General features: G+C 55.9%; 10 protein-coding genes and 1 tRNA gene. 3 read left to right on the top strand and 8 right to left on the bottom strand.

The window, feature by feature from the left end; genetic code table 11:
* Nucleotides 1–12: 12 nt before the first annotated feature.
* Nucleotides 13–1,326: an ergothioneine biosynthesis protein EgtB gene (gene egtB, locus CAL20_RS14230; protein WP_094821777.1), complete on the top strand. Its 1,314-nt coding sequence runs from the start codon at nt 13–15 to the stop codon at nt 1,324–1,326.
* Nucleotides 1,327–1,352: 26 nt separating this feature from the next.
* Here egtB and CAL20_RS25630 read toward each other — a convergent pair whose 3' ends face one another.
* On the bottom strand, nt 1,353–1,511 hold the full coding sequence (locus tag CAL20_RS25630; protein WP_094821778.1) for a hypothetical protein: 159 nt from the start codon (nt 1,509–1,511) through the stop codon (nt 1,353–1,355).
* Nucleotides 1,512–1,733: 222 nt separating this feature from the next.
* Here CAL20_RS25630 and CAL20_RS14240 point away from each other — a divergent pair.
* Nucleotides 1,734–1,810 (top strand) — tRNA-Met (locus CAL20_RS14240).
* Between the two features lie 99 nt (nt 1,811–1,909).
* Here CAL20_RS14240 and CAL20_RS14245 read toward each other — a convergent pair.
* The 7 genes from CAL20_RS14245 to CAL20_RS14275 all read right to left on the bottom strand — a co-directional run bounded on the left by CAL20_RS14245 (nt 1,910) and on the right by CAL20_RS14275 (nt 10,872).
* Nucleotides 1,910–2,419, bottom strand: coding sequence for a hypothetical protein (locus CAL20_RS14245; RefSeq protein ID WP_094838169.1), 510 nt, complete (start codon nt 2,417–2,419; stop codon nt 1,910–1,912).
* A gap of 46 nt (nt 2,420–2,465) precedes the next feature.
* Nucleotides 2,466–2,852: a DUF4150 domain-containing protein gene (locus CAL20_RS14250; RefSeq protein ID WP_094838170.1), complete on the bottom strand. Its 387-nt coding sequence runs from the start codon at nt 2,850–2,852 to the stop codon at nt 2,466–2,468.
* 27 nt (nt 2,853–2,879) lie between these two features.
* The gene (locus CAL20_RS14255; protein WP_176456519.1) at nt 2,880–3,620 is read right to left on the bottom strand and encodes a DUF3540 domain-containing protein; all 741 of its coding nucleotides are present in this window, start codon (nt 3,618–3,620) and stop codon (nt 2,880–2,882) included.
* Nucleotides 3,620–4,678, bottom strand: a complete 1,059-nt coding sequence (locus CAL20_RS14260) for a pentapeptide repeat-containing protein (RefSeq protein ID WP_094838171.1) — start codon at nt 4,676–4,678, stop codon at nt 3,620–3,622. Before CAL20_RS14260 ends, CAL20_RS14255 begins: the two co-directional genes overlap by 1 nt.
* A 3-nt stretch (nt 4,679–4,681) precedes the next feature.
* Nucleotides 4,682–7,297: a DUF2169 family type VI secretion system accessory protein gene (locus CAL20_RS14265; protein ID WP_094838172.1), complete on the bottom strand. Its 2,616-nt coding sequence runs from the start codon at nt 7,295–7,297 to the stop codon at nt 4,682–4,684.
* Complete coding sequence (locus CAL20_RS14270; RefSeq protein WP_094838173.1) at nt 7,297–9,669, bottom strand: type VI secretion system Vgr family protein; 2,373 nt, start codon at nt 9,667–9,669, stop codon at nt 7,297–7,299. Before CAL20_RS14270 ends, CAL20_RS14265 begins: the two co-directional genes overlap by 1 nt.
* 168 nt (nt 9,670–9,837) lie before the next feature.
* Nucleotides 9,838–10,872, bottom strand: coding sequence for a DNA/RNA non-specific endonuclease (locus CAL20_RS14275; protein ID WP_094821784.1), 1,035 nt, complete (start codon nt 10,870–10,872; stop codon nt 9,838–9,840).
* Between the two features lie 244 nt (nt 10,873–11,116).
* On the opposite strand from CAL20_RS14275, the gene CAL20_RS14280 reads away from it, so the two are divergent.
* The gene (locus tag CAL20_RS14280; RefSeq protein ID WP_094822114.1) at nt 11,117–12,010 is read left to right on the top strand and encodes a prohibitin family protein; all 894 of its coding nucleotides are present in this window, start codon (nt 11,117–11,119) and stop codon (nt 12,008–12,010) included.
* Nucleotides 12,011–12,044: the final 34 nt, after the last annotated feature.

Consider the following 12,044-nt stretch of genomic DNA (forward strand, 5'->3'; position numbering starts at 1 on the left):
AAGCCTCTTTTCATGGATCCCGCCTGCCTGCTGACCCATCCGATGACGCGCCAAGACCCCACACGCGCGCTGGCCGCTCGCTATGAGCAGATACGCCAGCAGACCCGCATACTCGCCGAGCCGCTCAGCCCCGAAGACTGCCAGATACAGTCCATGCCGGATTGCAGCCCGGTCAAATGGCATCTGGCACACACGACCTGGTTTTTCGAGACCTTTATTCTGAGCCGCTTTCAGCCTGACCGGACGGCCTTTCATCCCCAGTACCGGATGCTGTTCAATTCGTACTACAACGCCATCGGCGCCCGGCATCCGCGCCCCCAGCGCGGTCTGCTGTCGCGCCCGCCGTTGGACGACATCTGGCGTTATCGCAATGTCGTCGATGAAGCGATGCGCCACCTGTTCATTCGCATGGCAGGCACGGATCCCGCCTTTGATCAACTGGTGGAACTGGGCCTGAATCACGAACAGCAGCACCAGGAATTGATTCTGACCGATATCAAACACGCGCTATCGTTGAATCCGCTGCAACCAGCCTATATGCCGCAGCGCGATGCCGTTGCAGGAGCGAGCGGCGCGACGCCGGGCTGGGTGCGGTATGAAGGTGGCCGTACGCGAGTCGGCCATCAAGGCTCCGGCTTCGCCTTTGATAATGAAAGCCCCGCCCATGACGTTCTATTGCCGCCCTTTTATCTGGCCGACCGTCTCGTCACCCAAGGCGAATATCTCGAATTCATTCGTGATGGCGGCTATCGGCGCCCCGATCTCTGGCTGTCGTTAGGCTGGGATCGCGTCAGCGCGGAACAATGGCGTGCACCGCTGTATTGGGAAGGACAAAAGGACGATTGGCAGATCTACACACTGCATGGGCTGCGCCCCCTCGACCCGCAGGCGCCAGTCGCGCACGTCAGCTATTTCGAAGCCGATGCCTACGCACGCTGGGCGCGCGTGCGATTGCCCCGAGAGGCAGAGTGGGAACATGCAGCCCAGCAAATACCGAGCGATCGCAGCCTGGCCGCCGCCAATCTGCTGGAAAGCGGGCACCTACGCCCCATCGCGGCGCCTGCCGCCCCTGCCGGCGGCAATCCCGCACAGCTATTCGGCGACGTCTGGGAATGGACGTGCAGCGCCTACGACGCCTATCCGGGCTATGCGCCGCCAGCTGGCGCCGTTGGCGAATACAACGGCAAGTTCATGTGCAATCAATATGTGCTGCGTGGCGGATCTTGTGTGACGCCTGCGAGCCATATCCGGGCGACCTATCGGAACTTCTTTCCGCCCGAGGCGCGTTGGCAGTTTTCAGGAATCCGGCTGGCGCGGGACGTGTAGGCAAAGACCCTGCCTACATTATCCGATCAGCAGTTGCCCTTTTTGGCTTGGCCCGGGGGACAGAATCCACCGCCGCCGCCACCGCCCACACCGTGCGGGTCCACGATCACGGCGCCGTCTGGTGTATAGACCGCACAACCGCCCAAGAGGCCGGCAAGTACGGCCAAGGTACAGAGGAGTTTCATCAACCTATTTCCGAAAATTTGAGGCGACGCAAGTGTATTGCCAAACAATGAAACCAGGCTGGCCACTTTGTAACGACCTTTGCTGGTGAGTTTTTTCTTTTAGGTCATTTCGATTTGCATCCGTAAAAAATTTCGTGCTAGAATTTCGTTCTTGCTTAGCACGACGCTTCGCAAGATTGCAGCAGAGGCTCAGCCGACATCATTGGCCGCCTCAGATGCAAAGGCGCATTAGCTCAGCCGGTTAGAGCGACGGAATCATAATCCGCAGGTCCCCTGTTCGAATCAGGGATGCGCCACCAAGGAATTCAAAAAGCCTCCACCTACGTGGAGGCTTTTTTATTACCTATGCTCAGAGCGGTTGCTTGGACGATGCCGAAATAACCCTGGACACCGGCCACTCAGCGCTCGGCCTGAGGCGCTGCCCCCTCCACCAAAATCACAAAACTCTGCGGACGGCTGGCCAGATAATGCACCGGGAACGGCTGGCCAGCGGCCGGATAGCGCACCTGATTTCGCGACGGATAGACGTTGAAGTCCGAACTATCAAAGTGTGTGGCGATCTTTTGCCCATCGGCCTTTTGCAGTTCGACGGTATAACGCTCGACAGGCTGATTGTTATAGATATTGCCGGTCTGTGCGCTAGAGACGATTACCGCCTGCCCCGGGACGCCGTAGTGATAGATCAACGGCGCGGTCAGGCTGGAGCCAAAAATAAGCAAGGCTGGCGTGCCGAATGGGATGAAAAGCATCAGGACCACCAGTACGGCGAGCAGTCCCTTGCTAGATTGAGGCACGCGCATCAGCCGGGCAATCAGCAATACAGCGAGCACCAGAACGAGAATAAGAACCGGAAACGGCCATACCTCGTCCGTCATCCACACCAGCAACGAAATCAGTGTTTCGCTCATAGCGATGAATCCGTGATAGCCATCACACTGTACCCGTGCGCAATCATCAAGGCGCACATACCAGCACTTTCAGCTGGCTGGGAACGATACGGCATGACAGCGGGCAATTGATGAGATTAGCCGGACCGATACTGGTTACCCGCGTACTCGGCGTGCCCCTCACGATAACCGTAAATGCGCCCGTGACATGCTGCTGCCTGGACATCACGGTTTGTGAAACGAGCCCCAACCCAATCCCGGGCGTATCACCCATCGTCAGCGGACGGACACTCATCAGGTTATGCCACGGCCCGCCGCCAGCCAGCACATTGAACGCAATAGGAATAGTCAACGGCCCCAGGGCAATATTGGGATAGGGAATCGGTGGAATAGGCGTCTTGCAGACATCCGGAAAACCCAGATCCATTCCGCCAAACTGTGCATTTGCAAACATGACGTTTTCCTTTACGGGAGCTGACAGCTAACCCACCAAAATTTGTTTGCCATCGGCCTTCACCACGGTCTCACCATTGACGAGCGTGGTATTGCCGCTGAGCCGGGCAATGAAATCCGCGGCGTAGTCCAGATTGATGGCTTTGACTGTATCTGTGCCCGCCACATACCGTGACGATTGGCCCACCGTTTCCGTGACGGACCGGTAATACGACTCTCGTTGGTCGCCGCTATATTTCGATGCCCGCGCCACGACATTGAGCTCTGCGCTGGCCAGCATGTGGTAATGGCTCTTGACTGTCCAGCTTTTCGCGTCGACGGCCCCAGAACCGGCTTCCAGGCTGAAGGCTTCCGTATTCATCGCGAGACGGCGGCCACCCTGCAACGACAGCTCGTCTGCGCAGACCGTCAGCGCGCCATCGACCTGCAAGGTCATGCTACCGGCCGTACGCTGTTCCAGCACGGCAATGATATATAGCCCGCCCGCGGCGTCCCCCGATACCAGGACCTTGTCGCCCGGCTCGGGCAATAGCAGGCAGCTCGCCGCGCGCTTGACCTCATACCGACGTCCGTGTTCACGATTGCTGACCGTGAAACGGGCATGATCATGCGCCTCTACCAGAAACGCGCTATGGACATGCGTATCGCCATTGAGCGAATTCGGCCTTTTTTGCAGCAGCGGCTGCAATGTATCCGGTTGCCCGATCTGATTACCTGCCTCACTATCGAGATCGACCTGCATATTGCTATCCGATTGACGATGATTCATCACAATTTCACCCATTGTTCAGCACGCAATAATTCATGATCGGGCGGGAGAATGCCCTGCTTGGGCCCATAACGAGTCCCGTCATCAATCACCGCATGATGTTTGCTGCGCATGAAACGCCCGCCCCGAAAATCGGCATGGCTGATATTGGCGTACGAGAAATCCGTGAACTCCATGCTGCAATCGGAAAAATCCGCATACTGCAGATTGCAGCGATTGAGTGCAGTCATCGTCATGTTGGCGCCGCAAAATACGGCGCGCTCGCCGTTAGTGCCCGACAAATTAGCGCACTCTAGCTGCGCACCCGCAAAAATCGCGTGAGCAGCATTGGCGTCGATCATTAAGGCCTGGCGCATATCTGCACGATCGAATCGGCACTCCTGTAATTCACACCCCTTGAAGCAGGCCTGAAATAGATTCGCGTGCGAAAAGTCGCTGCCCGACATATCGCTGTCCGTAAACTGGCTTTGGGTCAACTGTGTGCCTTGAAAGCTATAGTTCCTAGCAGTGCATTCCAGTGCAATCAGATTCGTGAAGGCGGTATTCTCCAAAGTCAGGCACTTGAAATCAAAGTCCGTCAAGACGAGATGCATAAAGGTCGAGTCCTTGAACTGCAGATGTACCTGTTGATTGCCGGACATAACGAGTTTCTCTATGCGAGAAGCCTCTATTCTCAAATCCAGCACCGGCGAATTGGCCAACGCGCCCTCAAGGTACTGGCATTCGCTGAACACACAGGCTTCAAAGGCACACTCGACAAACTGATGCGCATTAAAGACCGTCCTCTCGAAGACACAGTTCACGAATCTGCAGCTCGTAAATACGCAATCTCTGAGTCTTGTTTCTGACCAACTGACTCCAGCGAACACGACGGTATCCAGGTGACATGACCACCAGTCCATTCCGATAAACCGGTTGTGCTCAAAAATGCATTTCTGGACTTCGGCACCGTGCCATTCGATCCCTTGCCAATGCAGGTCTTTCCATAGAAAACCCTCGATCGAGTCTCCCTCGCTCACTTTAGACAAAAACTGCTGTTGTACTGCTGCTTGCTCCATGATTTATTTACGCAAGGGATAAATATTGGACCGTTCCATCAACATATCGCGCTGAGCCGTGCCTGCATCGGCTTTGATCATGGCCAGCTCGGCACTGAAAAAAGACACGTGCTGCAACGTGGCAGCGCTCAAGTCGGCGGACTTCATTTGTGCCTTGCTGAAATCCGAATTGATGATGCGTGCGCCAGACAAATCGGTCCGGATAAACAAGCTCTGCTTGAAGAAGCTATCCGCCAGACTGATCTCACGCATCTTCGTTTCTGAAAAATCGCAGGTACTCAAATCGCTGGCCTGGATGTTTCCTCGGATAAGGTCGAGCTTTCTGAAGCTCGAGGCCGAGATAGTCGAGTGAGAAATTTCGATATCTTCGATCATGGTCGAGGGGGCAATATAGAGCTTGGACACATTGCTTTCGATTATGTGAAACGCCTGCAGCTTTTGCATTTCGACGAATGTCATCGAATCGATATGGCAAGCCTCCATGCGCAACCCGTCAATCGATCCTTTGAGAAAGGTATGCCTTAAGAAATGGCAATGCTCAAAGGCCACGCGCTCCAATCTGCCTCGCACAACCGGAAAATTGACAAAGCGGCAGCGCTCAAAAATGCAGTCTTTCAGCCTGATCCTGAAATGCATCCATTCCTGCAGATCCGATCGAACAAAGCGACAGGCTTCAAAGCGTGCCTTATCCGACTGCACGCCAGACAATCGGCAATCGATAAATTGACACTCATTAAAGTGCGCCCGCGTCCAATCTGCCGACGAAAAATCGCAGCCGGTAAAAACAACGCGATCAAAATCACAACATGCCATCTTCGCCTTGGCGAAATCACAGTCCGAAATACGGCTGTCTCTGATGACCAGGCCGCTCACATCCCAGCCTGAATAGGATGTACTGGTCGCGATAAATTCCTGCAATCCGTAGCCGTCAAAGCCCGCAGGCAGTGGCTCGGTATTGCGCTGATTCAGCCCATAGATACGATACAAGGTCCTGGGATTGCCGGAATAGTCGCGCTTGCCGGTTTGCGCGCCGGGCGCTCTGGCCACCGTGTCCTCGAACCGCTCGAGCTGCTGTCGCCGCAACTGCTGCAATTGACTATGTGCGGCGCTGGCAGTGCCAGCCTGCGCTCCCCCGACTGCTTCGACCTGTTTCTGGGCCTCTTCTCTCAGGGAGGCCAATAACGCTTCTTGCTGCTCCTTCAGAAACCGCTCGCGCGCATCGACCATCGATTGCGGCACATCATCGGCGTCTGGCGCAGTTTTTTGCCGTCCCTTGCGGAACCGTTCCTTGGCGGCCTTCAGCGTCATGGTTTGACGCTGCCGGTTGAGCGCCTCTTCGATCATGTCGTCCTGCGCGATTTTTCCATTTTGGCTTTTTTTCAGCCAGGCGAGCTCTGCTTCCACCTCCAGCACCGCCGCGGATTTCTCTGATTTTGGAACATCCTGCAGAACGTTGTTCGTCAGCTCCTTCTCCAGTTTCCTGAGCTTGTTACGCAGCAGCGGAGAAAGCTCCACCTCGTCCAGCGAGGTCGCACGAATCAAACGGGCGTCAACGAGTTGTTTATCCAACAACGCATGAAATCCCCCCGTCTCGGGGTGAGTACGCTTGTGAAAGATATCCTCGTAGTGAGCCAACGCCTTCGGGGAATCGTGGTGCTCCACCGCATACACGATATGGCTGATGTCACTGGCGTCATCCTCGCTGATCTCCACCACGCCCTGATACACCAGAATCGCCTTTTCCAGGTGCGGATAGGCCCAATAGGTCGTGAGGCTCAACGGAACGTCTTTCAAAAACCCACTATTCGTCGCGGCATCTGCCCCGTGCTTGATAAACGCTTTGGCAGCCAACGGCGGGACCGTCGTGACCAGCTTTTCCTTTTCTGGATGCAGATGGATAAACGTAATCTGATCCCCCGCCTCGAGCCGATTCAGCCGCTGCCCTGGCGGACTCTGATTGAAATAGCTCCAATCGATATCCCGCGCAAATCCGGGAAACTCATGCGTGCGCCACTGCTCATCGTAGGTCCCGAGCATCCGATTCCTGCCCGGGGATTCAATGGCAATCGCCGAGTACCCGGCAGGGTGATAGTGCTGCCCTTCCCGATTGACGGGGTAGGCCGGATCTTCGACATTGGGCAGGAAGCGGGCGCGCAGGCCGTTGACGTCGGTTTCCACATAGCCTTTGCCCACCGGGTTCTCATCAAATCCTGGTCCACCGTAGGCATTGCGCCAACTGATGGGAATCCTGTCGAAAGGCAGCGCGCGGCTGGGCCTGCCGTCTGACCAATAGCGCTCGCCGGTCACCCATAGATCTTTTCTGACGTTGTTGACGGACATCGATACGGCCGTCCTGCCATCGATCGCATAGGCACCGAAGCCATAGGCGTTCAAAATGATTTCCGGTGTGCGCTTGGGAATGCCCAGATCCAAAGCTTCGACACCGAAGTTCAGGACGGACTCTTCATTGAATATGCCCCAGAGCCTTTGCTCAGTCTCCAGGAACAACTCCGAGGAAAAGTCGATCATCACATATGCGCTGACCGCCAGGTAATTATTGTTCAGATACCGATATGGGCGAGTCAGGCACGATAGGCGATTGGGCTTCAGGACTTTCATCAAACAACCAGCAGCAGCGCCTTGAGCAATACCTTGGGACCACCCATCTCGAACCTGGCCGGCTCATTCTGGCCGCGGAATGCGCAGTAATCCAATTTGAGCACTCCCAGATCCAGCTTTTTCACGTAGTACGTATTCTGCGACACGTTCAACTGATGTCTCGCCGCCGAAATCGACTGATGGAAAGCGCGGAACTGAAATATCTCCACAAAGGCCTCGCCTTTCCATATGCCTTTTGTGAAATTCGATTTATGAACATCTTTGACCGTGGGCGCGTCCATGATCAGCTGGCTGGTCTTGAGCGTGATCGTACTGGGCGACTTCACCATCATGTCGCCACCCGTCATGTTGATGGAATGATCCGCACCGCCTCGTTGAATATCCAGCGGCCCAGCATCCGAAAACAGTTTCATGCTGGTGGCCGTCGTAAATTCGCCCTTGCCGCCGGTCGCATCGATATAAACGTCAGTAGGCGCTTTCAGGGTGGCATTGTCGCCGGCGAATTCCAACTGATGGTCCGGTCCGCCCTTTTGCAGCCAGACACTGTTGTCGCCAGTCGATTTGACGCGTATATAGTTATCCGCCTCGAATACGCCGTAGCCGCTGTCCGCTTTAATGTGGACATGGCCCGAGGTCGACGTCATGTCAATGTCCGATGTGGTCGTGTTCCTGTATTTGTGCTTGAAGGTTTCTTCTCGATCGCCCCCGGTGACCGTGAGCTTGTCGTATCCCTCGATGGTCGTATCCCGATAGGACTTGACGAGGTTCTTCTGATAGCCGACGACCGTATTGTCCTCATAATCACCGATCGTGGTGGTGCGCGACTCGCCCACATCACGCGTCTCCAGGCCCTCGACGACTACATGCAGATCTTTTTCCGAATGCAGTCGCACGTACTCGGCACCCAGCTTATTTTCAATATAAAAATAGCTTTCATTGGCGGGAGTGCCGTGATGGGAACGGCTGCTGAATCCCACAATAGTCGGTGATGGGGTGAATCCGCCCGCCGGCATCTGGCGATCGTTATAGACGCGCCCCGTCACCAAGGGACGGTCGGGATTGCCGCCGATGAAATCCACTACGACTTCCTGGCCAACGCGCGGCGTGCTGACGGCTCCATAGCCATTACCCGCCGAATCATTCGATACGCGCACCCAGCATGAGCTGTTTTCATCGGGCCGGTTATACCTGTCCCAACGAAAATGCAGTTTCACGCGCTGGTATTCGTCGGTATAGACCTCTGCTCCCGCCGGGCCCGTCACGACCGCTGTCTGTGGACCAGTGGTTTTGGGAATGGGCGTGTTCATTGGCGCCCGGAAAGGCAGACTCGTCGGCTGAACCGTGAACTCGAACCGATATTCACCGTCCTCGCTGCCAGAGTGATAACCCGCCTCGGTCAGAAAATACTCGACCGAGACAATGAGATACTCCTTGATATCCACCTTGCGCGGACTGCGCCGCAACTTGAACGTATAGCCGGGAGCCAGCCCACGCACATTGGCGCTGCCGCTGCTCCGCTCACTGGCCGATCGAGTTTCCTCGAGCCGAATCTTGACGTAGTGCTCACCGTCTTGAATATCGGCGTATCCGCCCTGCCATTCATAGATCTCGCGATTGGCCTGCTCTACGGGATATGCCTCTTTGAGCCGGCTATGCAGATTCAAGCTGGATTTTTTGAAGTTATAGTCATTAACGACGTATTCCACGCCGCGCAACTCTTCGCCACTGCTCCAGGCATGAATCGTCTGCTCGCTGGCCAGGACATTCCTGTCCCGGGGAAAATAATCCAAAGCAGGATAATCCGGTAAAGGCTTGTGCTCGCCAATATCGTCGGTCAGCACCAGGATATGCTGATTTTTTTCGTGCTTGAAATAATAATAAATCCCTTCGTGTTCCATCAGCCGGCTGACGAAATCGAAATCGCTTTCTTCGTATTGGACGCAGTATTCGCGGGTCCGGTAGCTGCCCTGCAGTTGCTTCTCATAAACGTAGCCGGAATATGACCCCAGCACCTCGTCCAGTATTTCGACCACGCTTTTGTTCTGATAGATCTTGCAGTCGCGGTTGCGCGTCAGATACCACAGCCAGGGACTGACGGTGGCGCGATAACGTGCCAGGCGCAGCCCTCCGGACTCCTGCCCGATATAGGCAAACCGGACCACGTCGCCACTCAAATAACGTTTTGCGCCACCCTCGGTTTCTATTTCCAGCGTCAGGGGCTTGCCCAATACCGACGTCCCGCTGATAGCCGTTGTTTTCGCGACGAGCTCTACTTCAAACTCATACAATTCGGACAGCGCTTCTCGTCCATGCATGCATTTGAATTCCAGCACCGCGCCCAGGGCGGTCTCTGCGACAACGACTCTATTCATGACCCTAACTCGATCCAGGTGTTAGATGAGCACGGATACTCTGATCCGACTATGACATTTCCGGGACCATGCTAGATTTTCGAGATGCCAGCCGTATGACAGTTAATAAAGATTACATTTGAAGCATCTCTGTTGAAAATACACTCGACAGGCGATGGCGCCGGGCTATTACTGAGCCGACGAGCCCGCAGCTGCCCCACCGGATCGCATCGCCGATGCCGTCCCCGCAGCCCTTGTCGGCAAAAACTGTATCCCGGTCCGTTTGACCAGTTCGTCGTAAGTAATCGGTGGACCTGCCTTGGTGCTGGCGCTATTGGCCTGCCAATATGCCCATGACCGTCCCGTCGTCGCGTCGTAGACGAGTTTGTAGAGATAGGCGGGTATCGCAACCCCGTCACCGATGGCCTTCGGGTTTTCGGTATAGACCGGACCGGTGAACAGGTAAACATCGCCCGACGCCCTCATCACATATTTTCTCGTGTCCTGCTCAATACGGCTCCAGGGGCCCGCATTATGCGTCTGGTCCTGCGGCACCATATTGGCCAACGAAAAACTCTGCGCCATGGTCTGCGAGCTATACATATCCGCGGCAGGCGCCATATGGCCGCGCGAATAACCCGAGCCCTTGTAGTCGTCCAGATCGGCCCGCTCGGCCTGGGGCAAACGCGCTTCGCTATAGAACTTGTCGGTCCGTTGTAATCCCTGGGCCTGCGTCAACAGCTGGCGATTCAAGCGCTCGGCCACAAAAACCGGCGTCTTGGTCTGGCCGCTGTGCAGGATGGCAAATCCGGAAAAGCACAACTCGCGCAAGCCCTGTGTTGCCGGGACGATGGGCGGATGCTGGCTGGGGAAAAACTGCGGGCACGCGAAAAATTGAGTTTGAACCGATGGGCCGCTCAGTTTGACGGCGGGTGCGGTCTGGGCAGATGTCCCCTGCCCGGCGCCTTGGGTCAGCCGCTCCCATGGCCAGCCCAGATGAGCCAGAATTTCCTTTGCCGATGCCGGTAGCTGCCATTGACTCGGCAATCGCCACTGAGACGGCATATCCCATTGCGGATTCAGGAAATACGTGCCGGCACTGAAACCGGCTATCCCGGCAACGACGAATGCCCGCATAAATCGCATCAAGCGATTGGCCGGTCTGGATTGCGTCTTGGAAGTTGAACGTTTCTTTTTCGGGGCTGATTTCTTGGGGCGGGTCATACTGCTTTTATGAGGCTGCGGGCCGGCGCGTCTCTATCGCCGGCACAGCGCTCAATTGTAGATGACGTATGATTCGGCCCGTACCAGCAAAAAAGGAATAATACGCATGCGTACCGTATTCATACTGATCGGGATAGCCGTGGTCGCTTTCTTTCTGGTCAAAGGCATCAAAGCCTATTTTGCCGAACGCAACGGCAACCGTTTTAGATAATCGGAGAAGAGCCTCATGGCAACCAAGCAGCAAATGGAAAACGTCGCACAACAGGCGCGCGGGGCAGTGAAGTGGGGATTCCTGGGCATCGTGATCTTTGCGATCATTGTGACGCTCGTTTTTGGATCCTGGTTCCAGGTGGACCAGGGCGATCGCGGCGTGGTGCTGCGCAACGGCAAAATCGTGGCGGTGGCCGAGCCCGGCCTGGGTTTCAAAATACCGGTCATCGATGCGGTGCATCCGATTTCCGTGCGAGATCACACGATTACTTTTGGCGGCCAGCATTCCGCACCGCTGGAAGCCTACAGCTATGACCAGCAACCGGCCACGCTGCGCGTGTCGATCACCTATCAGGTGCCGCCCGCCAAAGTCGCTGAGCTGTATTCCGAATATCAAACCCTCGAAAACGTAGAACAGCGCGTGATTGAGCGCCGCACCTTCGATGTGATCAAGAACGTCTTCGGCAAATACACCGCCGCCAGCGCGATTCAACAGCGCGAAAAAATGGGCATGGATGCCAACACTGCTATGCGTGCGGCGCTGCAGGATGTGCCCATCAACGTTGTGAGCGTGCAAATCGAAGAAGTCGGCTTCTCAAAAGCTTACGAAGACAGTATCGAAAAACGCATGCTGGCCCAGGTGCAGATCGAAACGACCCGCCAGCAGAAGCAGACCGCAGAAATCCAGGCGGAAATCCAGGTCGTTCAGGCAGAGGCTGCCGCCCGCGCGCGCGTGGCCTCCTACAAAGCCGAAGCCGACGGGATCAAACTGCGTGGCGATGCCGAGGCCGCAGCCATCGAAGCCAAGGCCCGCGCGTTGGCCACCAACACCAATCTCGTCAACCTGAATGCCGTCGAAAAATGGGACGGCAAACTACCCGAGACGCAGGTCCCCGGCTCTGCCCTGCCCTTTATTGGGATAAAGTAGTCAGCCAGGCCCGGCAACGCTGACGCGAGTATGC

Source organism: Bordetella genomosp. 4 (genome assembly GCF_002261185.1).
GTDB lineage: Bacteria > Pseudomonadota > Gammaproteobacteria > Burkholderiales > Burkholderiaceae_B > Bordetella_A.